The following is a 23,418-nucleotide window of genomic DNA, read 5'->3' on the forward strand; positions in this document are numbered from 1 at the left end:
GCGGCGCAGCGCGGCGGGCAGGGCGGGCGGCAGCGCGGCGGGCGTGGCCGCGGCGGCTTCGCTGGCCAGGATCAGCCGGCCCAGCTCGTTGGTGGCGGCCGAGGGCGCGATGCCGAAGGCCTGGCGCAGCGCCAGGCGGCAGGCGTCCCAGGCGGCGATGGCGGCCGCGCGGTCGCCGCGCAGGTACAGGGCCTCCATGCGCAGGCGCCAGCCGGATTCGTTCTCGGGCTGCGCGGCCAGCAGGGCATCGGCCGCGGCCAGCGCGCCGTCCAGGTCGCCCGCGGCCAGGCAGCGCTGGCCCTGGGCGGCAGCGTCGCGCTCCTGGCGGCGCTGCTGCTCCTCGCGGCGCGTGGCCAGCCAGTCGGCGAACTCGGGCAGGGCATCGGTGTCGACGGTACCGAGCAGCAGGCCCGGAGCGTCGTCGGCCACCACCACCTCGGCAGCGAGCGCCAGCACGCCCTCGCTGTCCACCACCAGCTCGCCCGCGCCGCGGCGCAGCCGGGCCAGGGCCTGGCGCAGGTTGGCGCGCGCCTGCGCCTCGGTGCCCGCGGGCCAGAGCAGGCCAGCCAGGCGGCTGCGCGGCGTCGGGCCTTCGAGGTGCAGCCAGGCCAGCAGCGCGGCCTCGCGCGCAGACAGGGGCACCGCCGCGCCGTCGGGCGGGCAGACCTGGGGCCGTCCGTTCAGTTGCAGCTGCTGACTTGCCATGGTGGGGAGGGGCGTGGCGGGGGCGAGCCCGTCACGGGTGCGTCACGCCGGCCTTCCTAGAGTGCCGCGCATTCTGACCCGATGCCCTTTGGCGGAGCCCCCGATGGCCCTTTGGATTCTTTTGAGCGGCTTGGCGGCCACCTTGGCCAGCGGAGCCTCCCTGTGGTGGCGCCACCCACGCTGGTCGCGCCCGGCCTTGCTGCATCTGAACCGCTGGGCCGCCGGGCTGCGCGCCAGCCAGCTCCAGGTGGCCGGGCACCGGCTGCAGCTGCTGAGCTCACGCCAGCACGACCCCGACGACACGCCGGTGGTGCTGCTGCACGGCCTGTTTGCTGAAAAAGACCATTGGGTGGACTTCGCCCGCGCCCTGCCCGGCCGACGCCGCCTGATCGTGCCCGACCTGCCCGGCTTCGGGCAGAGCGAACGGCTGGACAGCCAGCGTTACGGCTACGCCGAGCAACTGGAGCGCCTGGCCGCGCTGCTGGACGCCCTGGGCATCGCGCGCGCCCACTTGGCCGGCAGCTCGATGGGCGGCGCACTGGCGGCGCTGTTTGCGCAACGCCACCCGGAGCGCGTGGCCAGCCTGGCCTTCATCGGCGCCCCGCACGGCCTGCGCAGCAGCCGACCCAGCCCGGTGGACCGGTTGATCGACGCCGGCCAGGCGCCGCTGCTGGCGCGCACCGCGGCCGAGTTCGACACCCTGCTGCAACGCCTGTTCGCGCGCCGGCCCTGGCTGCCTTACCCGGTGCTGCAGGCGGCGCGCCAGGAGGCCGTGGCCCGCGCCAGCTCCAACCTGCGCCTGTGGCGCGAGCATGTGGCCGACCGCTACTTGCTGCAGCAACGCCTGGCCGGCCTGCGCCTGCCGGTGCTGGCGCTCTGGGGCCGGCAGGACCAGGTGTTCGACGCCTCCGGCGCCGCCCTGCTCAAGGCCCTGCTGCCGCAGGCGGAAGTGCGCCTGCTGGAGGGCATCGGCCACCTGCCGATGATGGAAGCGCCGGCGGACTGCGCGCGCACCTACGGCGAGTTCCTGGCCGGCAAGGGCTGATCAGGGCTTGGGCAGGCGCAACGCCAGCACGGCCTGCCGGCGCGCCAGCAACCAGCCGCGCGCCAGGGCCTGCGCGGCGTCGCCGGGGGCCAGCGGGCCGGCCAGCGCGAGCTCCAGGTCACACAGCTCGCCCAGCTGATCCTGCGCCGCCGCCAGGGCCTTGAGCCGGCGCGCCAAGGCCTTGGGCTTGTAGAGGCCGGCGGCCCACTCCAAGCCGTAGCGCAAGCGCTTGAGACGCAGGCGCAGCGCATGGCGGGCTTCGGCGTCCAGCGCCGCGACGCCCTGGGCCTGGCGCTGCAGCCGCTGGCGCCAGCGGCGCAGCCGGGCGCGCAGCGGCCAGGGCGTGGCGTCGGCCGGCTGCTGGTCCAGCCAGTGCATCCAGCCCAGCCATTCCAGCAGGAATTGCTGGGTTTGCGGGGCGCGCACCAGGGCCAGGGCGGGGGCCGCGCGGGTGGGGCCGGGGGTTGCTGCGGGCAGGCGGAGCCCCTGCTCGGCCAGGGCCTGGGCCAGCGCCGGCCAGCGCTGCGCGGGCTGCAGCGCGGCATCGCGCAGGGGGCCCAGGGCCTTGAGCAAGGCGGTGGCCCGGGCCTCGAAGGCCGGCCAGGCCGGGTGCCGCGCGGTGGGCCCCAGGCCGCGGAACAGGCGCAGGCCGCTCTTGAGGCGGCGCAGGCCCACGCGCAGCTGGTGCAGGTGCTCGTCGGTCCAGTCGCCGCTGCCGATCTGGCTGGCATTCGCCGCCACCTGGTCGAAGCCGTTGAGCAGCAGGGCGCGCAAGGCGGCGGCAGCCGTCATGTCCTTGCGCAGGGCCAGGGGCTTGGCCTTGCGGGGCGGGCTTCGCAGCAGGCCGCGCGCCAGGTTCTCGCCGCGCTCGGCCTTGCTGCGCAGGTCCAGGCTGAGCGGCAGTCGCGTCACCAGGCCATGGGCGTAGGCCAGCAGGGCGTTGACGTCTCCGCCGGCCAGTTCCAGCTCCAGCTCGTGCACGGGCAGGCGCGCCTCGCCGGCACGCAGTTCACCCACGTCCAGCGCCAGCTCCAGCTGGGCGCCCGGCACGCGGGAGGCGCGCTGGGCGCGCTCGATGCGGGTTTCGAACACCGGGCGCAAATCCAGGCCACCGCGCTCACCCAGAGCCGCCAGCCGCTCGCCCAGCGGGTGGCCGGCGTGGCGGCTCAGGTCCAGCTGCGGTTCGGCCGTGCCGGCGGCGGCGTTGTGCTCCAGCCGGGTGATGCCGTCCTCCGCCGGGCCCTTGCAGGTCTGCACCCACTGCGGCCCTTCCTGGCGCAGGCGCAGGCCGATGCCGGCGCGGGCCAGGGTCCGATCCGCAGTGTCGAAGTAGATCGCCGCCAGCGGCAGGCGCTCGGCCGGGCGGCGGGCGTCCAGCCAGCGGTGCACAGCGGGCAGTTGATCGGCGGGGACGTGGAAGCGCAGTTCGATCTCGTTCATGGCGGCGGGGATTCTCGTTCGCACCCTTGCCAAGCGGCGGTGCGGCTCGCAGCATGCAGGCCATGCAATCCACCCCTTGGCGCGACCCCAACCGCTGGCTCTGGGCCCTGGCCGGGCTGTTCCCCGGCCTGGTGTGGCTGAACCTGTGGCGCTTCGAGCAGCACGGCCAGGTGGCTTGGTTGTATGTACCCGCGCTGGTGATGCATGTAGGCATCCCGCTGCTGGACGCGCTGGTGGGCACCGACCGCCGCAACCTGCCGCCCGAAGCCGAAGGCGCACTGGCGGCCGACCCCTGGTACCGCGCCCTGCTGGTGGCCTTCATTCCGCTGCAGTTCGCGCTGCTGGTGCACGGCAGCGCGCTGGCCGTGCAGCACGCGGCCGAGCCCTGGGTGTGGCTGGGGCTGATCCTGAGTGTGGGCGGCATCAATGGCGTGGCCATCAACACCGCGCACGAACTGGGCCACAAGCACCCGCGCTGGGAGCGCTGGCTGGCGCGCGTGGCGCTGGCCCCGGTGGGGTACGGGCATTTCTACGTCGAACACAACCGCGGCCACCACCGCCGCGTGGCCACCTTCGAGGACCCGGCCTCGGCCCGCCTGGGCGAGAGCTTCTGGGCCTTCTGGCCGCGCACGGTGCTGGGCGGCATCCGCAGCGCCTGGGCGCTGGAGCGTGCGCGCCTGGCCGGGCGCGGCTTGGGGCTCTGGCACTGGCGCAACGAATGCCTGCAGGCCTGGGCGATGACGGTGCTGCTCTGGGGCGGGCTGCTCGCCGCCTTCGGGCCGCTGCTGCTGCCCTTCCTGCTGCTGCAGGCGCTCTACGGCTTCAGCCTGCTCGAGGTGGTGAACTACATCGAGCACTACGGCCTGAAGCGCCAGCCCGATGCGCAAGGGCGGCCCGAGCGCGTGCAGCCCGAGCACTCCTGGAACAGCAGCCACCGCGTCTCCAACCTCTTCCTGTTCCAGCTGCAGCGCCACAGCGACCACCACGCCCACCCGGGCCGGCGCTACCAGGTGCTGCGCCACTTCGAGGGCGCCCCGCAACTGCCCAGCGGCTATGCCGGCCTGCTGGTGCTGGCCTGGCTGCCGCCGCTGTGGTTCCGGGTGATGGACCGCCGCGTGCTGGCCCATTACCAAGGGGATGTGGGCCGCGCGAACGTACAACCCGGTTCGCGCTGGCAGCCGGCGATCGTTCAAACCCATTGAAACCCATCGTCAGCCGGCTTGCGCCTAGGCTGCCGCCCGCGCGCTGACACTGGAGCCGTGATGCAAAGCTCTCCCCACCGCTATTCCCGCCCGGCTGTGCTGCTGCACTGGCTGATGGCCATCGGCCTGCTGGGCGCCATCGGCATGGGCCTGTATGTGTCCGATCTGCCCATGGGCCTGCAGCGCCTGAAGCTGATCAACTGGCACAAATGGGCCGGCATCACGCTGCTGTTGCTGGTGATCCTGCGCACCGCCTGGCGCGCCGGCCACCGCCCGCCGCCCGATCTGCCCATGCCGGCTTGGCAGGCGCGCGCCGCCCACGCCGTGCATGGCCTGCTCTATCTGCTGATGTTCGCCGTGCCTCTGCTGGGCTGGGCCTACAGCAATGCGGCCGGCTTTCCGGTGGTGTGGTTCGGCGTGCTGCCGCTGCCGGATTTCGTGGGCAAGAACCCCGAGCTGGCCGAGGCCCTGAAAGGCCTGCACAAGCTGGCCGCCTGGAGCCTGCTGCTGCTGATCCTGGCCCACGCCGCTGCCGCCATCAAACACCAATTCGTCGACCGCGACCGCCTGCTCGACCGCATGAGGTTTTGACCCACCCCCGAAGCGGCTGCGCCGCTTCCCCCTCAAGGGGGCGGCAGCAGCGGCCCGGCAAAGCCGGTTCCGCGCTGCCCCCAAATCAACGGCTCACTTCACACCCTTCTGAATGAAATCAGGTCTTATCCGCTCCGCAGTGCTTGCTGCCCTCCTGCCCGCCTCCCCGCTTTGGGCCCAAACCCTGCTGCCGCAGGGCGCCGAGATCGTCTTCACCAGCAAGCAGATGGGCGTGCCGGTGGAAGGCCGCTTCAAGAGCTTCAAGCTCGACGCCTTCCAGTTCGACCCCAAGAAGCCCGAGGCCGCCAAGATTGCGCTGACCGTGCACACCAAGAGCGCCGCCGTGGGCACGCCCGAGGTGGATGCCGAATTGGTCAAGCCCGAGTGGTTCGATGCCGCCAAGTTCCCGGAGGCCAAATTCGTCGCCCAGTCCGTCAAGCCCCTGGGCGGCGGCAAGTTCGAGATGCAAGGCCAGTTCACCCTCAAAGGCCAGAGCAAGGCCATGACGGTGCCCCTGCAACTGGCCCAGGCCGGTGCCATCAGCACGGCCACCGGCAGCTTCGCCCTCAAGCGCAAGGACTGGAAGATCGGCACCGGTGAATGGGCCGACACCAGCATCGTGGCCGACGAGGTCCAGGTGCGCTTCAAGTTCCCCTTCAGCGGCATGGCGCCGCTCTAACCCAAGGAAACACCCGCATGAAGAAGTCCCTCTCCCTGCTGGCCGCGCTGGTAGCCGCCGGTGCCGTCCACGCCCAGCCCGCCACCTACAAGATCGAGCCGATGCACACCTTCGTCACCTTCGAGGCGAAGCATTTCGGCACCAGCACGAACCGCGGCCGCTTCGACAAGAAGGACGGCAGCATCACCATCGACCCCGCCGCCAAGACCGGCCGCGCCGAGATCACGGTGGACATGAGCTCCATCAACACCGGTACCGCCCGCTTCGACGGCCACCTGAAGAGCAAGGACTTCTTCGACATCGAGAAGTTCGCCACCGCCACCTTTGTGGGCGACAAGTTCGAGTTCGACGGCAGCAAGGTCAAGTCCGTCTCCGGCCAGCTGACCCTGCTGGGCAAGACCGGCCCGGTGACCTTCACGGCCGAGAACTACAACTGCTTCGACCACCCGATGTTCAAGGCCCAGGCCTGCGGCGGCGACTTCGTCGGCACCATCCAGCGCAGCCAGTGGGGCATGGGCTACGGCCTGCCTGGCATCCCCGACAGCGTGCGCCTGGTCATCCAAGTCGAAGCCATCAAGCAACCTTGACCCCCCCGAGGCGCCTCCTGGCGCCTCCCCCCAGGGGGCGCCGCTGGCGGACCAGCAGAGCCGGATCCGCGGCGGCCACCTGATCCCCCTGCGCCGGCCTGTCGCAGATCCGTGCAGGTCGTCAGCTGATCCGGCCGGTGCATCGCGCCACGCGCGACCCAGTCGGGCGGACTCCCTACAGTCCGCCCCATGACGCAGTACAAGGCCCCCCGAATCCCCGCCTGGATCACCGATCCGGTCTGGCGCGAACGCCTGAGCCGCTGGCTGGCCGCCTCGATCAAGGGTTTCCACGGCTATGCCGGCTGGCTGGTGCGCCTGAGCTGGTGGCGTTTCACGGCCTATGCGCTGCTGACGCTGATCGGCGTGAAGATCGTCACCGAACTGCCGCCCTTCACCTGGCGCTTCACCGAGACGGTCGAAGAGCAAGGCCCGAGCCTGCCGCCGCCCGACCTGCCGGAAATGCCCGAGCTGCCCGAACCCGAGGCGAAGCCGGAGGCCGCCGCCGAGCCGGAGGACACGGACACCCCTGAGCCCGCCAAGGTCAGCGCCAGCGCCCCCGAGCACTTTGAAGTCAAGATCGGCCGCGAAGGCGTGCGCTTCGGCCTGCGTGGCAAGACCGAGGAAGCCGCCGAGGTCAAGATCAGCCCCGATGGCCTGCGCATCGTCACCCCGGGCCAGCCGGCCGCCAGCGGGGCCGCGTCCAGCCCCAACACCGTGCTCGACATCCGCCTGCCCCCCGAGGTGACGGAAGAAATCCGCAAGGAGATGGAGCAGGCCGCCCGCGAGGCCAGCGACAAGGCCAAGGAAGCCGCCCGCCGCCAGTACGAGGCCGAGAAGCGCCGCTGGGAGCAGGAAAAGCGCCGCGTGCTCAAGGCCTGGGAAAAGGCCAGCCGCGAAAGCCGCAAGCGCACCCGCGTGATCCAGTTCGGCGACTTCCTGATGGACCTGACCGTGCTGCTGCTGCTGGCCAGCGCGCTCATCAAGGCCACCTACAAGGGCCGCGCCGAGGCCGAGGCCAAGGCCGCCGCCGCCGAGGAAACCGCCGAAGCCGAGGCGCTCAAGCGCCAGCTGGTCGAGGCCCGCCTGAACACCATGCAGGCCCAGGTGGAGCCGCACTTCCTGTTCAACACCCTGGCGTCGATCGACCACCTGATCGAGGTGGACCCGAAGCGGGCCAGCCAGATGCAGAAGAACCTGATCGCCCTGCTGCGCGCCACCATGCCGACGATGCGCGAAGCCAACGGCAGCGGTTCGGGCCTGCGCGACCTGAGGCGCGAGATGGCGGTGGTGCGGCCCTACCTGGAGATCCTGCAGGTGCGCATGGAAGAGCGCCTGCAGGTGGAGATCGACGTGCCGGACGGCCTGCTGAGCGCCGAGTTCCCGCCCATGATCATCCAGGGCCTGGTGGAGAACGCCATCAAGCATGGCCTGGAACCCAAGCCCGAGGGCGGTTCCTTGGCGGTGCGGGCGCGCATCGAGCACGGCAAGCTCGTCGTCGAAGTGGCCGACACCGGCCTGGGCTTCGGCCGCGCCGCCACCAGCGGCACCGGCGTGGGCCTGGCCAACACCCGCGAACGCCTGCAGCTGCTGTACGGCAACAAGGCCAGCCTGACGGTGGCCGAGAACCAACCCTGCGGCACGCTCATCCGCATCAGCGTGCCCTACAAGAGCAACGAAGCCGAAGGAGAAACGAAATGAGCAAGTTCCTGAAGTTCCTGGCCTGGACGAGCCTGGCCGTCCTCGTGGCCAGCCTGGTGATGGGTGGCGTGCTGGTGGGCCTGGCCCAGGAAGGGCTCTCGCAGGCCGGCAGCTGGCATGTGGTGGTGGATGGCGAAGACATCAGCGACTTCGTGCACCTGGGCGGCCTGGAGGCCGAACATGGCGTGCTGGGCCTGATTGCCGCGGCCGTGGCCCTGGGCTTCACCCTGGTGGTGGTGCTGCCCCTGGTGCTGCTGGTCGGCGTCGGCGTGCCGGTGCTGGCGGTGCTGTTCAGCCTGGGCCTGGTGGCGGTGGTGCTGGCCGGCACCTCGGCCCTGCTGCTCGCCCCCTTGGCCCTGCCGGTGCTGCTGATCGTCTGGCTGCTCAAGCGCAAGCAACCCGCCCGGCCGGCCAGCGCATAAAGTCGCGGCCCGACCCCAGGAGCCTGCCATGCCCATCCGCGCCATCCTTGCCGACGACGAACGCCTGATGCGCGAGCAACTGCGCGCCCGCCTCGCCGAGGTCTGGCCGGAGCTGGAGATCGTGGCCGAGGCCAAGAATGGCCTGGAGGCGGTAGAGCTGACCAAGGAGCACAAGCCCGATCTGTGCCTGCTGGACATCCGCATGCCGGGCCTGACGGGCGTCGAGGCGGCCAAGCAGATCGCCCAGCTGGAAGAGACGGACGACTGGCGCATCCCCGAGATCGTCTTCATCACCGCCTACGACCAGTACGCCGTCGAGGCCTTCGAGCAGGGCGTGGCCGATTACGTGCTCAAGCCCGCCGAGCGCGAGCGCCTGCAGCTGACGGCGGAACGCATCAAGAAGCGCCTGGCCGCGCGCGATTCAGACGATGCCGCCGGCGCCACCCCGGCCCAGCCGATCCAACAGCTGCTGCACTCCCTCTCTGCCAAGTTGCAGCCCGGCGGCGTGCCGCGCTACCTCGAATGGATCCAAGCCACCGTGGGCCAGGAAATCCGCATGATCCCGGTGGCCGAGGTGCTGTTCTTCATCTCGGACGAGAAGTACACGCGAGTGCAGACCGAGCAGATCGAAGCCCTGATCCGCAAGCCCATCAAGGAGCTGGTGGACGAGCTCGACCCGCATCTGTTCTGGCAGATCCACCGCAGCACGCTGGTGAACGTCAAGGCCATCACCGGCATCGGACGCGACTTCCGCGGCCGTCAGCTGGTCTCGGTGAAGGGCGTGAACGAGAAGCTGGAAGTCAGCCGCAGCTACACGCACCTGTTCAAGGGGATGTAGGCGGCGACTGCGGCAGCTGCTCCAGCGCGGCCTGCGCGTCCTCGGTCTCGGGGCGCCAGCGCTGGTGGCTGGCCACGCTGAGCCGGTTGCCGCGGCGCGCGTGCAAGGCGGCGCTGCCCACATTGGCCTCGGCATGGGCGCTGGCTTCCTTGCCCCGCACCGTGACGCCACCGCCCCCCAGGAAGCGGTTGCCGCGCAGCACGACGCCGGCGGACTGGTTGACGTCGAAGCTGCTGTCGTTGCAGTTCAAGACCGTGTTGTCCTCGGCCAGCCCATCCAGGTGCTCGTAGCCGGCGACGTTCGGGCGCATCAGCTTGGGATCGGTCAACCCGCCGCCGAAGGAAATGCCGATCTGGAAGCCGCCCGGCTCGAAGCCCGGCCGCGGCGCGCACACCACCCGGTTGCGCAGGAAGCGCCCGCCCTGGCCGCCGCCCTTCATGAAGAGCGCGTAGCTGATGTGGTCCCCGCCGCCCTTGGCGTAGCCCAGCACGGTGTTGTCCTCGACCGTCCAGGCGGAGGCGCCGACGAGGTCGAAGGCCACCGTCGGCGCGTCGCCCGGGCGGGGGGCCTGGTTCTCCAGCCAATTGCCCTGCACCCGGCCGTGATCCGGCCAGCGGCCACGCTCGCCATTGACCTTGATGGCGGCATTGAAGTTGAGCAGGCGGTTGGCCTGGATCAGGCTGTGGTGGGCGTCGCCCGCCACCTGCATCGCATGCTCGCAATCGGCCGCGTTGCGGCATCGCCCCTCGATGTGCAGGCCTTCGATGACCCAGTAGGGCTGCGTGAGCTTGAGGGCCATGACGCCCTGCGCCAGCAGGCGCGCGCCGGGGCGGCCGCGCAGCACGATCGGGGCGTCGGCACGGCCGGCGCGCGGCGTCTGCAGGTAGGCGGCGATCGGGTAGTCGCCGGCCTGCAGCTCGATCACATCGCCGGCCTGCGCTTGGTCGAAGGCCGTCCGCAGGGCGGCCACATCGGTCACCCGGACCCAGCGGCCCTGGGGCACGCGCTCTGGCAGCGCGGGCGGCGGCCAGCTGGCTTGCAGGGCTTGGGTGAGGAGCGGGTGCTGCAGATTCGCACGCCAGGCCTGCGCGCGGCTGCGCCAGTCGGGGTCCGGCGTGCGCTCCTGCCAGGCCGCCAGCGCCTGGCTCAGCGTGCGGTCCAGCCCCGGCAGCACCGGGTCCGTGCGCCCGAACGCCCACAGACCGGCGCTGCCCCCCAGCAGAACGCCCGCGCAACCCAACCACAGCCAGCGCATGTCCAGACCCCCGTGCGAAAAGGCGCAGAGCATCGCACCCGCAGACGCTCCTTCTTACGAAGGAGCAGAGAATGTCGCGCAGCCCCCTAAAGTCCCCGCCAGCGCTGTCATCCTCGAACGAGGCCTTCAGGGGGAACGGGGGGCGGTCGGGCTGCGGAACGGCCGCGTTCCGCGGCCCGATTCATTTCTAAGCTTACGCATGCGCGCCCTTTGGATCGAAGACCACCAGCTGATCGGTGAATCGCTGGAAATGCTCTTGCAGGTGGTGATGCCCGAGCTCTCGCTCGACAAGGCCCGCGACCTCGACACCGCACGGCAACTCGTGCAATCCATCCCCTACGAACTGGTGCTGCTGGACTGGTGGCTCGAACAGAGCGACGGTGCGGCCGCCATCAGCGCCCTGCGCGCCCAGGGCTGCCACGCGCCCATCATCGTGGTCTCGGGCGACGACCGCGAGCCGGTGATGCGCCGGGCGCTTGAGCTCGGCGTGGCCGGCTATGTGCGCAAGTCGGCCGGCGCGCAGGAGCTGATCGACACCCTCCAGACCGTGCTGTCCGGCGGCAAGCCTTCCACCCCGCCGGCCGCGCCGGCACGCACCGGCCTGCCACCGCTCGATCTGGCCTTGCTCTACCCCAGCCTGACGCCGCGCCAGATCGACGTGCTGGAGCAGCTGATGCGCGGCCAGTCCGACAAGCAGATCGCCCGCCTGCTCGGCATCGGCGACACCACGGTCAAGAGCCATGTGCGGGCCATCCTGGCGGCGCTGCAGGTGCGCAGCCGCGGTGAGGCCGCTCATCGGGCGCGCAGTGACGGCGCCAGCTGAAGACGGCGCGCTGAACCCGGCCCAGCTGGAACAGCTGCAGGCCGAGCGCCTGCTGCTGCTGCGCGAGGGCGTGCGCCAGGTGCGCGGCCCGCGCTTCCTGGTGGACCTGGCCGTGGCCTGGGCGGCCTACCAGGCGGGGGCCGGCTGGGGTGCCTGGATCTACCTGGGCGTGATGACGCTGGGCCTGTGGGGCCGCAGCCTGCTGCTGGAACATGGGCTGGCGGCCGGCTGGGCGCCGGGCCGCATCCTGCGCCAGATGACGACGGTGCTGGCCGCTCTGGGCCTCGTGCACGCCGGCCTGTTCGTGCTGGTCTTCCTGCAGCCGCACAGCCATTGGCATTACCTGCTGACCATGGTGCTGGTGGGCAACGCGGCCGGCGCCGTGGCCACGGTGGCCGGCGATGTGCGCGCCTACCTGCTGTGGGTGGCCATCTATGGCGGCAGCCTGGGCTTGGGCTGGCTGGCACGCGGCACGCAGGAGGGTCTGATCGTGGCCGGGCTGCTGGTGCTGATGTTCGGCGTGCTGGTGCGCCATGTGCACGGCGAGGGCCGGGCCCAGGTGCGCTTGGTGCGCCTGGCCGACGAGCTGCGCTCCGCACGCGACCGCGCCGAGCGCGCCAGCGAATCCAAGACCCGCTTCTTCGCTGCCGCCAGCCACGATCTGCGCCAGCCGCTGACCGCCCTGAGCTACCACGTGGCCACCGTGCAGGCCCTGGCCAGCCAGCAGAAGGACGAACGCCTGGCCCAGGTGGGTGCAGGCCTGCGCCGCGCGCTGCAGGACAGCCAGGCGCTGCTGAACAGCCTGATGGAGGTCTCGCAGCTGGACGCCGGCGCCGTGGCCGTGCAGGCCGAGGACGTGGACCTGGTCGAGCTGCTGCGCCGTTGTGCCGATGACTACGCGCCGCAAGCCAGCCAGCAGGGCCTGGCCTTCGACTGCGTGCTGCCCGAGCTGCCGCCAGGCGAGCCGCTGCGTGTGTACACCGACCCCGCCCTGCTGCGCCGCATCCTCAGCAATCTGTTCAGCAATGCGCTCAAGTTCACCGCCCAGGGTCGCATCTGCCTGATGCTGCTGCGCGAAGGCGAGCGCGCCGCGCTGTGCGTGCAGGACAGCGGCCCGGGCATTCCACCCGAGCTGCAGGAGCGCGTGTTCGAGGAGTTCTTCCAGATCAACAACTCCGGCCGCAACCGCGCGCAGGGGCTGGGCCTGGGCCTGGCCATCGTGCGCCGGCTGGTGAACCTGCTGGGGCTGGAGCTGCGGCTGGAGAGCCAACCCGGCCAGGGCAGCTGCTTCACGCTCTGGCTGCCGCTGGGCAGCTCACAGGCTACGCACGCGCCCGCCGCGCTGGCCGGCAGCACCACGCCGGGCGGGCCCGGGCACCGCTTGCTGGTGGTGGACGACGAGGTGGCCATTCGCGACGCGCTGGCCGAGCTGCTGATGACCCTGGGCTGGAGCGTGCGCACGGCCAGTGGCGTCACCGAGGCGCTGAGCTGCCTGAGCCCGCAGTGGCAGCCCGAGGCCCTGGTGCTGGACTACCGGCTGCGCGACGAGGTGACCGGCCTGGACGCGCTGGAGGCCCTGCGCGCCCAGGGCTGCGAAGCGCCGGCCTGGGTCATCACCGGCGAGACCACGCCGGAGCGGGTGCAGACCCTGCTGGCCGCCGGCCTGCCGGTACGCCACAAGCCGGTGGACGGCCTGGCGCTGGCGCATGAGATCAGCGCCACCTTGCGAGGCGCGAAGGCAGCGCGCTGATCATCAGCGCGAGCGACAGCCAGTACAGGCTGTGGATCCAGACCGTGGCCAGCGGCACGCCGCCGGCGAAGCGGTCGATGGCGATCAGGCTGTCCGACACCAGGAAGGCCGCGCCCCCCAGCGCAGCAAAGCCCGCTGCCGGGCTGCGCGCCTGCAACCACCAGGCCGCCCCCTGGCCGGCCATGGCCACCAGCACGGCCACATAGACCAGCACGGACGCGCGCAGATCGGCCGGCAGGCCCGGCCACAGCACCAGACCGATCAGCAGGCCGGCCAGACCCGCGTACTCAATAAAGGGCCAGGGCGGGCGCCCGAAGCGGGACTGCGTCGTCATGCTGCGGATGAAGGCCAGGTGCGCCAGCAGAAAGCTCACCAGGCCCGGCAGAAAGCCCTGCTCGGGCCAGAGCAGCGCCACATCGCCGCCGAGCGAGAACACCAGGCCCACGCGCAGCCAGCGCCGCTGCAGGAACTGCTGCGCCCCGCGCGGCCAGGCCCAGGCCATCAGCAGCAGGGTGGCGGCCGGCTTGGCGGCAAAACGCAGTGCTGCGGGCAGCAAGGCCAGATCGGCAGCAATGAACACGGCGCCGCAGAGCGCGGCCAGGACCAAGAGGATCACGGTTTCTCCTTTGGGGCGCTGGCCTCCCGCGCTGCCACCTCGGCGGCCATGCGCGCCTTCAGCGCCAGCAGCTCGGCGCGCGGGTCGCGCTTGGGGCCGCCTTCGCCCAGGCGCATCTCTTCCACAAAGCGGCTGGGCCGCGCCATCAGCATCTCGCGACCCTTCTTGCGCCGGCGCAGCACGCTCACCGCCAGGGTGCGGCGCGCGCGCGTGATGCCGACATACATGAGCCGACGCTCCTCGGCCAGGCGCTCGGGAGTGATGGGGTCGTCGTCGGAGTGGAAGGGCAGCAGGCCCTCCACCACCGAGGCCAGCACCACATGCGGCCACTCCAGGCCCTTGGAGGCATGCAGGGTCGAAAGCACCAACTGGTCCTGGTCGTCGCCGCGCTCCATCAGGCTGAGGATGACGTTCAGGGTCTGGGCCACGTCGAGCAAGGTGGCCTCCTCGCGGTCGGTGCCCTCGCCGCCGCAGCGGCGCGCCATCCAGTCGACGAAGTCCAGCACATTGCTCCAGCGGTTCGCCGCGGTCTTCTCGCTGTCCTCGCCGTCCATCAGATGGGACTCGTAGCCGATCTCCTCCAGCCAGGCCATCGCCAGGGTGCGCGCTGCAGCGCCGCCCACCGCATCTCGGGCGCGCCCGGCCAGGTCGTTCACGTAGCGGCCGAACTCGTGCAGGCCGTGCAACTGGCGCGGGCTCATCACGGTGTCCAGGCTCTCCTGGAACAGGGCCTCGAACAGGCTGGTCTTGCGCGCGCCGGCGAACTGGCCCAACGCCGCCAGGGTCTGGTGACCGATACCACGCTTGGGAGTGGCGACGGCACGCAGAAAGGCCGGGTCGTCGTCGGGGTTCACCAGCAGACGCAGCCAGGCGCACAGGTCCTTGATCTCGGCGCGCTCGAAGAAGCTCTGGCCCCCGCTCACCTTGTAGGGCACCTGGGCGCGGCGCAGCGCCTGCTCGAACAGCTTGGCCTGGTGGTTGGCGCGGTAGAGGATGGCGCAGTCGCTCCATTTGCCGTTCGCGCCATCGGCGTTCTTCTTGGCGACGAGACGGGCGACGGCGCGCTCGGCCTCGTGCACCTCGTCGTCGCACTCCAGCACCGTCACCGGCTCGCCCTCACCCAGGTCGCTCCACAGCTTCTTCTCGAACAGCTTGGGGTTGGCGGCGATCACATGGTTGGCGGCACGCAGGATGGCGCTGGTGGAGCGGTAGTTCTGCTCCAGCGCAATCACCTGCAGCGCCGGGTAATCGGTCTGCAGGCTCTTCAGGTTTTCCAGCGTGGCGCCGCGCCAGCCGTAGATGCTCTGGTCGTCGTCGCCCACCGCCGTGAAGATGCCGGTCGCGCCCACCAAGCCCTTGAGCAGCGCGTACTGCACGGCATTGGTGTCCTGCACCTCGTCGATCAGCACATGACGGTAGCGCTGCTGCCAGCGCGCGGCCACCTCCGCGTTCGTGCTCAGGAGCTTGAGCGGCAGGCCGATCAGGTCGTCGAAGTCCACCGCCTGGAAGGCCGCCAGGCGCTCGCTGTAGGCCTGAAAGATCAGCGCGGCCTGGCGTTCGGATTCGCTCTCGGCCACGGCCAGGGCGCCAGCGGCGTCCAGGCCCTCGTTCTTCCACATCGAGATCTGCCACTGCCAGATCTTGGGCAGCTTGGCATCGGTGGTGCTGGCACAGTCGCGGATCAGGCCCGTCACATCGTCGCTATCGAGGATGGAGAACTGCGGCTTGAGGCCCAGCAGCGGGCCCTCCTCGCGCAGGAAGCGCACGCCCAGCGCGTGGAAGGTCGAGATGGTCAGCTTGGCCGCCGCCTTGCCGCCCACCAGCTCCTTGGCGCGCTCGCGCATCTCCTGCGCGGCCTTGTTGGTGAAGGTGATGGCGGCGATCTGCTCGGGTCGCAGCCCGCTTTGCAGCAGGCGCACGATCTTGTGCGTGATGACGCGCGTCTTGCCCGAGCCCGCGCCGGCCAGCACCAGGCAGGGCGTATGCAAATGGTTGACGGCCGCCATCTGGGCGGCGTTCAGACCGACCGCGCTCACGGCTTGGCCGGCAGCGGTGCCACCACCGGCGGCGGTGCGCGCAGGCCCAGGGCCAGGGCCAGCAGCAGGTAGTAGAGGAAGGCGATGCGCGTCGCATCGACCAGGCTGTCGAACAGCCCGACGACGGCGAAGCCCAGCAGCGCGCCGGCCAAGGCCGGTGCGAGCGGGTGCTCGCGCGCCGCGCCCAGGCTCAGCCGGCCCAGCGCCAGCAGCCACAGGCTGGTGGCCAGCCCCAGGCCCACCAGCCCCTGCTCGAACAGCAGGTGCAGCGGCAGGCTCTTCATGTGGAAGGGCATGTGGTGGCGGTCGCTGCTGGGGAACCAATGCGCCAGCTCGCGGCTGAAGTCGCCATTGCGCAGCAGCTCGACCCCGTCGCTGCCACGCAGGGAGAGCTTGCGCAGCTCGATCTTCTGACCCGGTGTGGCCAGGGCCACGGCGAACACCAGTTCGCGCGCCGGCCAGCCGCGCTCCGCCAGTTCACCAGCACCGCCCAGGTTCAGTTCGTAGCGCTGCCAGCTCCAGTCGACCTTGTCCACGTTCAGCTCGGCCGCGCGGCAGGCGGCCTCGTAGAGCAGATGCTTCTGGCACAGCTCGGCATGCAGTTGAACGGGCTGGATGGCACGCGCCTCCAGCACCAGCTTCAGGCCAGCGGGGGCATCCTTGACGCGCTGCGTCAGCCGCAACAGCTCGCCATGTCCCTGCGTGTGGGTGCCGGCAGCCAGCACCAGCCGAGGCCCGGCGGCGCCGCCGGCCCAGCGGTAGTCGCCCACGCGTTCGTCCACCGCCGCGTTGTTCTGGGCCTGAGCGACGAAGCGCCCGGCGCCAACCCCGAACAGCCAGGCCTGCCGGGCCTGCACGATGGCCAGCGCACGCTCCCAATGGGTCAGCCGGCCCTGGAAGTCCTGCGCGCCAGTGCTGAAGCGTTCGGCCATGTAGGCACCGCCGCCCAGAGCCGCCACCACCGCGCCCACGGCCAGCAGCAAACCGGCCGCCCCGACCCGGGTGCGCCAGCTCAGGGTGGCCAGCAGGCTACCCAGGCTGCCACCCTGCGTCATCGGCCAGAGCATTGCCAGCAGGATCAGGGGCAGCCAGGCGGCCTGCAATGCGGCATCGCCACCCCAGTTCCAGGCCACCAGGGCGGTCATCGCCAGGGTCCAGAACCAGGCCGCGGCGCGCAGGGCGTCCGCCAGCGGCCGCCGCCACAGGCCCGGCGCACGCCAGGCCAAATGCGCCAGCACCATGCTGCTGCACCAGGCCAGCACATAGGAGAGGTAGGCCGACTTGTCGAAGGCCAAGGCGAGCAGCGCGCACAGGCCGGCAGGCACCAGGGCGAGCACCAGCCCGAGCCCCGTCACCAGGGCGCGCTGGGCCGTCTCGGCGCGTTGCAGGGTGGGCGGCTGGAACAGCAACGCCACCATGGCGCCGCAAACCCCGATCAGCCCACGGTAGCCGCTGCTGGGAAAGAGCTGCCAGCACACCCAGGCGGCCACGCCCAGCATGGCCAGGGCTCCCACGCGGCCCGGCCAGGGGTCGCGGGGCAGATCGGCGTCGCTCGGCACCTGGCCGGTCAGCCAGCTGGAGGCGGGGTCGGCCACGCCACGGCGCAGGTGCTGGCGCTGCCGCCAGGCCAGCAGCGCCGTCAGCGCCAGGCCCAGCAGCACGCCCAGGTAGAGCGCGCGCGAAAAGGTCGTCAACCAGACGTACAGACCAAAGCCGAGCAGCGCCACGGCCAAGCTGAAGCGCTTCACCCCTTGCTGGCGCAGCACCAGCACCAGCACGAAGGGCAGGCTCAGGGCCAGCGCGCCGTCGAGCGCGGCACCGCCCACATGCATTTCCCAGAAGCCGCTGGTGGTGCGGTAGTCGGCACTGAAGTTGGTGAGCCCCGTGAAGGCCAGGCGCTCGGCGAATGCGCCCCAGGCCACGCCCAGCATCAGCAGCGCCATGCCGACGAGCAGGCTGGGCGTGAGGGCCTGCGGGGCGCGGCGCGCCGCGCGCAGCCACAGGGGCAGCATCAGCAAAAGGGCCAGCAAGGTCTTGGCCGGCCGCAAGCTGAAGCCGGGCTCCAGGTAGCCGTCAAACCAGCCCAGCCCGGCTCCGGCGTCCTGCAGGCCCAGCGCGGCGGCCACCGCCACCGACACCACCCAGCCCAGCAAGGCCAGCTTGACTGGCCCGCTCCAACGCAGCTCGTGCCGCCACGGGGGTTGCGGCGCGGGCGGGCGCTGGCGATTCGGGCCGCTCCAGGCCAGATAGCCGCCGGCCGCGCTGGCCAGCACCAGCAGGTCCAGCTCCTCCAGCCACAGCCAGCCCGTCCAGGGCGCGAGTCCAATGAGCGGCACCAGCGCCAGCATCCAGCCCGGCCAGGGGGCCCAGAAATAGCGCGCCAGCAAGGCCGCCAGCAGCACGCCCACCATCGCCGGGGCGACGCCGAGCGGGTACTGGCTGGCCAGCGCCAGCGCCATCGCCAGGCACAGCAGCCCCAGCACGCCGAGCGCGATGCGCAGGCTCATCGGCGTGCGGCGCAGATGCGCGGGCAAGTGCCCGGCCGAGCGCGCCTCCGCCTGGGAATCGTCCTCCACGCGGCGGGTCGAGCGCCGCCGCCGACGCGCCTGCAGCGCCTGCATCAGCGCAGCCAGACCAGCAGGACCAGACCCGCCACCACCACGGCGCCGCCCACCCACCAGAGGGCCGCTCGCCCTGGCGGCTCCGGTTCAGCGACCGGGGCCGGCGCAGGCCCGGCCGACGGCCGATTGGATGGCTGCTTGGGCGGCGGCAGGGTCTTGGCAGAGCGTTTGGGTGGCAGGGTGGCCGAACTCGGGGGCTCGGCCGGCGGCATCGTCTTGGCCTCGTCCAGCGGCATGCGCATCGTCGGCGCCTCGGCGCGCTGCTTGCGCTGCACGGCGTCCAGCGCGGCCGCTTCGGTGCTGGCCATGCCGGCGCTGGCGTCCAGCCAGCCTTCCACGGCTTCGGCCAGCTCACCCAGGTCGGCCGGGCGCTGCTTGGGGTCGGCCGCGGTGGCGCGGCGCAGCAGTTCGTCCAGGGCCTCACGCGCCTCGGGCTTCAGGGCCAGCCACTGGCTCAGCGCCTGCACCGGGGCATTGGCGGGTTCGGCCTGCTGCGGCAGCCGGCCATTGACGAGCAGGCAGGTCACCATGCCGACGGCATAGACCTGCGCTGCGCCGCTGCTGGCCACGCCGGGCGCGCGCGCCTGGGCCTCGGGGCAAGCCATGGCCTGTGCCGCGTGGCAGAGCTGACCCTGCAGGCTGCCCATGCGCTGAGCCTTGGCGTCGGCGCGCACCAGGGCCAGGGCCATCAGGCGCAGCTGCTGCTGCGGGCCAACCCACAGCAGGCTGGGGTCGAGCTCGACCAGACCGAAGCCGGCCGTCTCGGCCATCAGCAGCAGCTCGCACAGCTGCACCACCCACTCCAGGCGCCGACGCAGCGAGGCCTGCCGCACCGCCAGCAGCAGCGGCTCCCCTTCAGACAGCGGGAACACCACATAGGGCCGCCCCTCGCTCGTCAGGCCGGAGTCGAGCGGCCAGGTGATGTCTGGGTGCTGCCAGGGCTGGCCCTCGGTCTGCGCGATACGCAGCAGCACCGCGGCGGCATCCTCGGGGCGCGCATAGACCACGACCCAGGCGCCCTGGTGGCTCAGGCTGTGCTGGGCCAGCCACCAGCGCCCCGAAGGCACCTCGGCCAGCGCCTGCTCCAGGCGCCACACGCCGAGCTTGTCGCCCGCCTGGGCACCCGAGGCATTGAGATCGAAATCGACGTTGGACTTGGTCATGGGCGGCAGCTGGGAGCGCAGGGGCCGATGTTAGGCGCGCGGCCGGCCGACCGGGCAGGGCAACACTTGGATACTGCGCCCCGTGCTCAGCATCGTCGGCCACTGCCTGCCCTTCTTCCTGCTCGTGCTGGCCGGCTATGGCGCCGCGCGCCTGCGCTGGCTGGGGCTGGACGCCCTGCCCGGCCTGAACACCTTCGTGCTCTTCTTCGCCCTGCCGGCGCTGCTGTTCCGGCTGGGCCGCGAACTGGTGCAACAGGCCGATGTGGCCGCGTTGCTGGCGGTCTATGGGCTGGCGAGCCTGGCCCTGCTGAGCCTGGCCTGGCGCTGGCTGCGCCGCCACGGCCGCAGCCGGCTGGACAGCGGCATGGCCACGCTCGCCGCCGCCTTTCCGAACAGCGGCTTCCTGGGCGTGCCGCTGATCGGCTCCCTGCTCGGGCCGACCGCCGCCGCGCCGGTGGTGGCCACCATCGCGGTGGACCTGCTGTTCACCAGCACGGTGTGTCTGGCCCTGGCCGGCCAGGGCGCCCAGGCCGGTGCGGCCGATGGCAGCCGCCCGCCCTGGCGCGAGGCCCTGCGCCCGGCGCTGCGCAACCCGCTGGCCTGGGCCATCGCGCTGGGCCTGCTGGCCGGCGCCCTGCAGCTGCAGGCGCCGGCCCCGCTGGAGCGCAGCCTGGCCCTGCTGGCACAGGCGGCGTCGCCCACGGCGCTGTTTGCGCTCGGCCTGGCGCTGCGCCGCACCGAGCTGGCGGCCCATGGGCAGACGCACGGCGAGCGCCGCCAGGCGCACCGCGAGGCGCTCGGGCTGGCGCTGATCAAGCTGCTGGCCCACCCGCTGCTGGTGGGCGCCCTGGCCTGGAGCGCGCAGCAGCTCGGGCTGCTCGGGGGCGAGGCCGTGGCGGTACTGCTGCTGGTGGCCGCGCTGCCCTGCGCCGCCAATGTGGCGCTGCTGACCGAACGTGTGGGTGCGGACAATGCGCTGGTGTCGCGCGCCATCCTGACCTCCACCCTCCTCGCCCTGGGCAGCCTGCCGCTGCTGGCCTGGTGGCTGCGCGGATGAAGGCCGCCGCCCTGCTGCTCTGCCTGCTGGCCTGGCTGCCGGCACAGGCCGCCGAACCCTACCGGCAGCCGCCGGCCGCCACCCGGGCGGCGCTGGATGCCACGCTGCCGGCGCGCGCCAGCATCTCGCCCGACCGCCGTTGGCTGGCGCAGATCGAGACGCGCCGCTACACCCCGCTGGCCGAGCTGGCCCAGCCCCTGCTGCGCCTGGCGGGGGTGCGCTTCGCGGCCGGCAGCCTCTCCGCCCCGCCCGGCAGCGCCGCGCTGCAGGGCCTGCGCCTGCGCCCCCTGCTGCCGGCCCAGGCGCCGGAGCGCCGCATCGCCCTGCCCAGCGGCGGTGCCTGGCACAGCTTTGCCTGGGCCCCCGACGGCAAGCATTTCCTGCTGCAGCGCCGCACTGCCCAGGCCACCGAGCTCTGGTGGGGCAGCAGCGCCGGCGGCGGCGTGCAGCGGGTGGAGGGCCTGCGCCTGAACGGCGTGCTCTGGGATGGCGAGCCGGCCTGGCTGTCCGCCCACGAGGTGCTGGTGCTGGCCGCGGCCCCGAAGGGCGCGCCGCCCGCCGCCCCGCTGCCCGGGCCACAGGTGCAGGAACACCAGGGCCGCGCCAGCCCCGAGCGCCCGCTGCCCGACCTGCTGCGCACCGAGCACGACGAAGCCCTGTTCGAGCACCATGCGCGCGCCCAGCTGGTGGCGGTGAACCTGCTCTCTGGCGGCTGGCGCCGGGTGGGCGAGCCGGGACTGATCCACACGGTGGCGGTGGCCGGCCAGGGCCAGGCCATCCTGGTGGAGCGCCTGGTGCGGCCCTTCAGCCGCGCCTTCGCCTGGGACGATTTTCCGCAGGTCATCGAACTGCTGGACCGCCAGGGCCGGCGCCTGCGCGAACTGGCCCGCCTGCCCTCGCGCCAGGGCATTGCCATCGACGGCGTGCTGCCCGGCCCGCGCGTGTTCTACGCCAGCCCCACAGCCGATGCGGCGATCTACTGGGTGGAAGCGCTGGACGGCGGCAACCCCAGCCAGCGCGCCAGCTACCGCGACCGCGTGATGCGCCTGGAGCCGCCCTACAGCGGCGAGCCCCAGGAGGTGCAGCGCATGCCCTACCGCTTCTCGCGCCTGCGCTTCCTGGAGAACGGCCGCCACGCCCTGCTCACCGAAACCGACCGCGCACGCGCGCTGACCCGCACCTACCTGCTGCCGCTGGACGGCAGCCAGAGCCGCCTGCTGTTCGAGCACGCGCTGCGCGAGCGCTTCCGCCACCCCGGCGCGCCGCTGATGCGCACCCTGCCGCATGGCGGCCGCGTGGTGGCGGGCAGCAAGGATGGCGAGTCCTTCTACTTCGTGGGCAGCGGCGCCAGCCCGAAGGGAGAACGCCCCTTCGTGGACCGCTACAGCATCAAGGACCAGCCCGTGCAGCGCGTCTTCCAGGCCGCCGAAGGCGTGCTGGAAATGCCGCTCGCCTGGCTGGACGAGCGCCAGCTGCTGACCCAGGTCGAGCGCGCCCACGAGGCCCCGCAGCCGGGGGTGCGCGATGGCGCGCAGTGGCGCGCGCTGCTGCCCCCGCGAGAGCTCTCGGCCGCCTGGCGCGCCATCAAGCGCCAGCACCTGAGCTTCAAGCGCGAAGACGGCGTGGAGATGTCCGCCTGGCTGCTGCTGCCGCCGGACCACCAGGAAGGCCAGAGGCGCCCGGCGCTGATCTGGGCCTACCCGCGCGAGTTCACCGACGCCGAACTCGCCTCGCAGGCCGCCGCCTACAGCGAGCTGAACGGCCTGCCGCCACCCGGCAGCCCGATCTGGCTGGCACTGGAGGGCTATGCGGTGGTGGTGGAGGCCACGATGCCGGTGGTGGGCGACTCGCGCACCGTCAACGACGGTTTCGTCGAGCAGCTGCAGATGAACGCCAAGGCCCTGGTGGAGCAGCTGCGCGAGCACGGCGGCGTGGACATCAGCCGCCTGGCCATCGGCGGCCAGAGCTATGGCGCCTACATGGCCGCCAATCTGCTGGCGCACACCAATCTGTTCAAGGCCGGCATCGCCCGCGGCGGCGCCTACAACCGTACGCTCACCCCCTTCGGCTTCCAGAGCGAGCGCCGCAACCTTTGGGAAGCGCGCGAGACTTATATGAAGGTCTCGCCCTTCCTGCACGCCGAGCGCATCAAGGAGCCGCTGCTGCTGATCCACGGCGAGCAGGACGCCAACCCCGGCACCCCGGCGCTGCAGAGCGAGCGCCTGCACCAGGCCCTGGCCGGCCTGGGGCTGACGACGCGCCTGGTGCTGCTGCCGCTGGAAGGGCACAGCCTGCAAAGCCGCGAGGCCGCCGGGCAGGTGCAGTGGGAGATGCACAACTGGCTGCGCCGCCACCTGGGCCCCGGCAAGCCCTGAGCCTGCGTTCGCAGCCTCAGGGCAGCAGCTCGGCCACGGCGTCCCAGGCCTCGGGCGGCACCCGCCCCTCGTAACGCTGCACCACCTCGCCCTGCGCATTGAGCACCAGGGTCAGCGGCAGCTTGGCGGGGCGCCGTGGCAGCAGGGCATCACGCGTGTCCTTGGCCGGGCGCCAGAGGGAGATGCCACGCATCGCCGCATCGGGCTGGGTGGTGGCCTGCAGCTGCTCGAACTGCCGCCAGTCGGCCTCGCGCGCGTCCATGCTGACGCTGACCAGGTCAAAGGGCTTGAGCTTCCAGCCGCGCAGGTTCGCGCGCAGCTCGGGCAGCTGGGTGCGGCAGGGCGCGCAGTCGCTGGACCAGTAGTGCACCATCACCACACGCCCACGCTGGGCGGCCAGGTCAAAGGCGCGGCCATCGGCGCTGCGCCCCTGCAGCTGGGCCAGGGCGGGCAGGGACAGCAGGCCGCAAAGCAGCAGCAGGGCAAGACGGCGCATGGGCAACTCCAGAGACCAC

At 71.9% G+C, this 23,418-nt stretch carries 20 protein-coding genes; 12 read left to right on the forward strand and 8 right to left on the reverse strand.

The genetic code is table 11. The annotated features are described in order from the left end of the window. On the reverse strand, positions 1-705 hold a 705-nt coding region (locus I7X39_RS06920), incomplete at its 3' end, for an AfsR/SARP family transcriptional regulator (protein ID WP_310739883.1). A 103-nt stretch (positions 706-808) separates the two neighbouring features. On the opposite strand from I7X39_RS06920, the gene I7X39_RS06925 reads away from it, so the two are divergent. After that, the gene (locus tag I7X39_RS06925; RefSeq protein WP_198110253.1) at positions 809-1,750 is read left to right on the forward strand and encodes an alpha/beta fold hydrolase; all 942 of its coding nucleotides are present in this window, start codon (positions 809-811) and stop codon (positions 1,748-1,750) included. Here the strand turns inward: I7X39_RS06925 and I7X39_RS06930 are convergent, their stop codons facing one another. Continuing rightward, entirely contained in the window at positions 1,751-3,190 is a 1,440-nt protein-coding gene (locus I7X39_RS06930; protein ID WP_198110254.1) for a CYTH and CHAD domain-containing protein, read from the reverse strand. A gap of 53 nt (positions 3,191-3,243) precedes the next feature. Here I7X39_RS06930 and I7X39_RS06935 point away from each other — a divergent pair, with 53 nt between their 5' ends. From I7X39_RS06935 to I7X39_RS06965, 7 genes are all read left to right on the forward strand, one after another. Further along, complete coding sequence (locus I7X39_RS06935; protein WP_198110255.1) at positions 3,244-4,392, forward strand: alkane 1-monooxygenase; 1,149 nt, start codon at positions 3,244-3,246, stop codon at positions 4,390-4,392. A gap of 60 nt (positions 4,393-4,452) precedes the next feature. After that, positions 4,453-4,983, forward strand: a complete 531-nt coding sequence (locus tag I7X39_RS06940; protein ID WP_198110256.1) for a cytochrome b — start codon at positions 4,453-4,455, stop codon at positions 4,981-4,983. 139 nt (positions 4,984-5,122) lie between these two features. Continuing rightward, the gene (locus I7X39_RS06945) at positions 5,123-5,662 is read left to right on the forward strand and encodes a YceI family protein (protein ID WP_310739884.1); all 540 of its coding nucleotides are present in this window, start codon (positions 5,123-5,125) and stop codon (positions 5,660-5,662) included. A 17-nt stretch (positions 5,663-5,679) separates the two neighbouring features. Further along, entirely contained in the window at positions 5,680-6,249 is a 570-nt protein-coding gene (locus I7X39_RS06950; RefSeq protein ID WP_198110258.1) for a YceI family protein, read from the forward strand. Between the two features lie 189 nt (positions 6,250-6,438). Beyond that, positions 6,439-7,947, forward strand: coding sequence for a histidine kinase (locus I7X39_RS06955; protein ID WP_198110259.1), 1,509 nt, complete (start codon positions 6,439-6,441; stop codon positions 7,945-7,947). After that, complete coding sequence (locus tag I7X39_RS06960; protein ID WP_198110260.1) at positions 7,944-8,369, forward strand: hypothetical protein; 426 nt, start codon at positions 7,944-7,946, stop codon at positions 8,367-8,369. The genes I7X39_RS06955 and I7X39_RS06960 overlap by 4 nt, the downstream gene beginning before the upstream one ends. Positions 8,370-8,397: 28 nt before the next feature. Beyond that, complete coding sequence (locus I7X39_RS06965) at positions 8,398-9,207, forward strand: LytR/AlgR family response regulator transcription factor (protein ID WP_198110261.1); 810 nt, start codon at positions 8,398-8,400, stop codon at positions 9,205-9,207. Here the strand turns inward: I7X39_RS06965 and I7X39_RS06970 are convergent. Further along, positions 9,194-10,495, reverse strand: a complete 1,302-nt coding sequence (locus I7X39_RS06970; protein ID WP_198110262.1) for a chondroitinase-B domain-containing protein — start codon at positions 10,493-10,495, stop codon at positions 9,194-9,196. The genes I7X39_RS06965 and I7X39_RS06970 overlap by 14 nt on opposite strands. A gap of 166 nt (positions 10,496-10,661) precedes the next feature. Here I7X39_RS06970 and I7X39_RS06975 point away from each other — a divergent pair, with 166 nt between their 5' ends. Together I7X39_RS06975 and I7X39_RS06980 are read left to right on the forward strand one after the other, a co-directional pair. Next, positions 10,662-11,285 (forward strand): response regulator, encoded by a 624-nt coding sequence (locus I7X39_RS06975; RefSeq protein ID WP_198110263.1) that lies wholly within the window; start codon positions 10,662-10,664, stop codon positions 11,283-11,285. Continuing rightward, the gene (locus I7X39_RS06980; protein ID WP_198110264.1) at positions 11,269-13,035 is read left to right on the forward strand and encodes an ATP-binding protein; all 1,767 of its coding nucleotides are present in this window, start codon (positions 11,269-11,271) and stop codon (positions 13,033-13,035) included. Before I7X39_RS06975 ends, I7X39_RS06980 begins: the two co-directional genes overlap by 17 nt. Here the strand turns inward: I7X39_RS06980 and I7X39_RS06985 are convergent. Genes I7X39_RS06985 through I7X39_RS07000 form a run of 4 tightly spaced genes read right to left on the reverse strand, consistent with a single transcriptional unit; the run spans position 12,998 to position 19,471 of the window. After that, entirely contained in the window at positions 12,998-13,651 is a 654-nt protein-coding gene (locus tag I7X39_RS06985) for a lysoplasmalogenase (protein ID WP_198110265.1), read from the reverse strand. The two genes, I7X39_RS06980 and I7X39_RS06985, sit on opposite strands and share 38 nt — an antisense overlap. After that, positions 13,648-15,687, reverse strand: coding sequence for a UvrD-helicase domain-containing protein (locus I7X39_RS06990; RefSeq protein WP_310739885.1), 2,040 nt, complete (start codon positions 15,685-15,687; stop codon positions 13,648-13,650). The genes I7X39_RS06985 and I7X39_RS06990 overlap by 4 nt, the downstream gene beginning before the upstream one ends. Next, entirely contained in the window at positions 15,684-18,308 is a 2,625-nt protein-coding gene (locus I7X39_RS06995) for a hypothetical protein (protein ID WP_198110266.1), read from the reverse strand. The genes I7X39_RS06990 and I7X39_RS06995 overlap by 4 nt, the downstream gene beginning before the upstream one ends. Next, entirely contained in the window at positions 18,308-19,471 is a 1,164-nt protein-coding gene (locus tag I7X39_RS07000) for a protein kinase family protein (RefSeq protein WP_198110267.1), read from the reverse strand. Before I7X39_RS07000 ends, I7X39_RS06995 begins: the two co-directional genes overlap by 1 nt. An 82-nt stretch (positions 19,472-19,553) precedes the next feature. Here I7X39_RS07000 and I7X39_RS07005 point away from each other — a divergent pair, with 82 nt between their 5' ends. Next, on the forward strand, positions 19,554-20,528 hold the full coding sequence (locus I7X39_RS07005) for an AEC family transporter (protein ID WP_198110268.1): 975 nt from the start codon (positions 19,554-19,556) through the stop codon (positions 20,526-20,528). Continuing rightward, on the forward strand, positions 20,513-22,903 hold the full coding sequence (locus I7X39_RS23660; protein WP_198110269.1) for a S9 family peptidase: 2,391 nt from the start codon (positions 20,513-20,515) through the stop codon (positions 22,901-22,903). The genes I7X39_RS07005 and I7X39_RS23660 overlap by 16 nt, the downstream gene beginning before the upstream one ends. A 16-nt stretch (positions 22,904-22,919) precedes the next feature. On the opposite strand, the gene I7X39_RS07015 is transcribed toward I7X39_RS23660, so the two are convergent. Continuing rightward, complete coding sequence (locus I7X39_RS07015; RefSeq protein ID WP_198110270.1) at positions 22,920-23,399, reverse strand: TlpA family protein disulfide reductase; 480 nt, start codon at positions 23,397-23,399, stop codon at positions 22,920-22,922. Between the last annotated feature and the right edge of the window lie 19 nt (positions 23,400-23,418).

Origin of the sequence: Inhella proteolytica, from assembly GCF_016093275.1 — a bacterium.
GTDB classification, from domain to species: Bacteria; Pseudomonadota; Gammaproteobacteria; order Burkholderiales; family Burkholderiaceae_C; genus Inhella; species Inhella proteolytica.

Bases quoted from the DNA above. Each gene is read 5' to 3' on its own strand.
- I7X39_RS06925 (WP_198110253.1), top strand. From the start codon at position 809: ATGGCCCTTTGGATTCTTTTGAGCGGCTTGGCGGCCACCTTGGCCAGC.
- I7X39_RS06930 (WP_198110254.1), bottom strand. From the start codon at position 3,190: ATGAACGAGATCGAACTGCGCTTCCACGTCCCCGCCGATCAACTGCCC.
- I7X39_RS06935 (WP_198110255.1), top strand. From the start codon at position 3,244: ATGCAGGCCATGCAATCCACCCCTTGGCGCGACCCCAACCGCTGGCTC.
- I7X39_RS06940 (WP_198110256.1), top strand. From the start codon at position 4,453: ATGCAAAGCTCTCCCCACCGCTATTCCCGCCCGGCTGTGCTGCTGCAC.
- I7X39_RS06950 (WP_198110258.1), top strand. From the start codon at position 5,680: ATGAAGAAGTCCCTCTCCCTGCTGGCCGCGCTGGTAGCCGCCGGTGCC.
- I7X39_RS06955 (WP_198110259.1), top strand. From the start codon at position 6,439: ATGACGCAGTACAAGGCCCCCCGAATCCCCGCCTGGATCACCGATCCG.
- I7X39_RS06960 (WP_198110260.1), top strand. From the start codon at position 7,944: ATGAGCAAGTTCCTGAAGTTCCTGGCCTGGACGAGCCTGGCCGTCCTC.
- I7X39_RS06965 (WP_198110261.1), top strand. From the start codon at position 8,398: ATGCCCATCCGCGCCATCCTTGCCGACGACGAACGCCTGATGCGCGAG.
- I7X39_RS06970 (WP_198110262.1), bottom strand. From the start codon at position 10,495: ATGCTCTGCGCCTTTTCGCACGGGGGTCTGGACATGCGCTGGCTGTGG.
- I7X39_RS06975 (WP_198110263.1), top strand. From the start codon at position 10,662: ATGCGCGCCCTTTGGATCGAAGACCACCAGCTGATCGGTGAATCGCTG.
- I7X39_RS06995 (WP_198110266.1), bottom strand. From the start codon at position 18,308: ATGCAGGCGCTGCAGGCGCGTCGGCGGCGGCGCTCGACCCGCCGCGTG.
- I7X39_RS07000 (WP_198110267.1), bottom strand. From the start codon at position 19,471: ATGACCAAGTCCAACGTCGATTTCGATCTCAATGCCTCGGGTGCCCAG.
- I7X39_RS07015 (WP_198110270.1), bottom strand. From the start codon at position 23,399: ATGCGCCGTCTTGCCCTGCTGCTGCTTTGCGGCCTGCTGTCCCTGCCC.